This is a genomic window from Brachybacterium sp. FME24, assembly GCF_014897705.1.
Classification (GTDB): domain Bacteria; phylum Actinomycetota; class Actinomycetes; order Actinomycetales; family Dermabacteraceae; genus Brachybacterium.
Window position 1 is genome coordinate 1 of record NZ_JABUXV010000046.1, and the last position, 1,685, is coordinate 1,685.

The following is a 1,685-nucleotide window of genomic DNA, read 5'->3' on the forward strand; positions in this document are numbered from 1 at the left end:
CCTCGATCTTTCATGGGGTCGGTAGGTCCGCTCGGTCGGCGTCGTTGCCGATCTTTGCGGACTCATTCTGGCATGAGGGTGTGACGGTCCGCCGCGTGTCGGTCGCGGTGGTCGGGCGTCCAGGGCCGTGGGTCCTTCAGAGAGTGCGGTCAGTGACAGGGCCGTGGGCTATCCAGCGGGGGCGGGCAACTGGGCGAGGCGGGCGTGGCCGGCCTGGACGATCCGAGCCCAGATCGACCGCTCCGAGAAGTGCAGGACCTGCTGTCGAGCATGGCGCGCGATAGTCGCGGGGATCTGGAACAAGCGGTGCCGGGCGCGTTTAGGCTCCCACCTCCTTGCGGGCTGGCCGGCATAGCCGAGCATCCCCATCCAAGCAGTAATCTCGCTGGCCAGGGCCACGATCTGGCACCAGATCCGGTTCTGCGCGAACGACGTCAGGGGCAGGTTCCGCAGGCCCATGTCCTTCGCCACGCGGATCCGGTCCTCGCAGCGAGCACGGCGACGGTGACGGAACTCGAGGTCCGCGAGCTGACCCTGCGTGGTGTTGGTCGCGAACGCCGTCAGGCGGTAGCCATCGACGTCATCGAACCGCAGTTGCGCACCGGGATGAGGGCGCTCGCGACGGACGATGACACGCATCCCGTCCGGCCAGTCCTCATCGAGGCCGAGCAGCCCCGTCAGCTCCGCGACGTCCGCTCCCTCCCGCACCTCGCCATCAGAGTTATAGGCGGGTTCCCAGACGTGCTTCGGGATCAGGCCGAACAGCTCCGGCGTATTCGCGGGCAGGGTGAACCCGACCGAGTACGAGACCCGCCGCTTCACCAACTCCTGCAGCGTCTTCTTCGTGCCGCCGGCCCCGTCGATCCGGACCAGCACCTTCCGCCCCGGCCGGGATCCCATCCCGACTTGGGCCAGCGCATCGGCGATCACGCTCTTATGGTCCGCTGCGGTGTTCGAGCCGGCGTTCCCGGGGCGCAGGAGACAGGCCAACATCTCTCCGGACCCGCCGGTGCCGTGGTCGACGAACGCGAGCAACGGATGGAATCCGAAGCCCTTCTTAAACGTCGGCCGCGCGAACTCCTTCTCGCTGTGAGAGGTCACCAGCGAAGCGTCCAGGTCGATGACCAGCGGGCTCTTCGCCGTGACCCCCGCGCTGGGAGCATACTCGCCGGCCAGGGCCCAGGCTCGACTGCGTGCTTTCCGGCGGGCGGCACTGATCGCATTCTCGACCGCCCGGGCGTCAGCCGCGAGGGTCGTCAGCAGGCGAGAGATCGTCGGATCCGAGGCCACGGACCCATACACATCAGGCTCCGCTCGGAGCGTGGCGACGTCAGCCAGGCAATCCCCACCGACCGCCAACATGAGCGCGAGATCGGTGAGGATCTTCCCCGGATCATGCCGCGAGAACGGCTTCCGCCACGGCGCCAGCGCCCTCGAAAGCTCGACGGCCAGGCCCGTCGCGCGGACGGTCTCGGTCAGCAACACACCACCGGCCTGACCGACCGCAGACACCGGCGCGACATCAACATGAGGACGTGGATACAACCCGGTAGCATTCACCCTGAAGGTGCTCCCTGAACTGGCGTGAAATGGACCTTAGACAAGCCCTATTCTTCCAGGTCAGGAGCACCTTCACCCATCACGACCCACCCCTCGGACACCTCAACGATGAAAGCCCGAGGCTA

General features: G+C 66.9%; 1 protein-coding gene. It reads right to left on the reverse strand.

Going from position 1 to position 1,685, the window contains the following annotated elements; genetic code table 11:
- Positions 1-168: 168 nt before the first annotated feature.
- On the reverse strand, positions 169-1,560 hold the full coding sequence (locus INT51_RS21910) for an IS1380 family transposase (RefSeq protein ID WP_114355359.1): 1,392 nt from the start codon (positions 1,558-1,560) through the stop codon (positions 169-171).
- Positions 1,561-1,685: the final 125 nt, after the last annotated feature.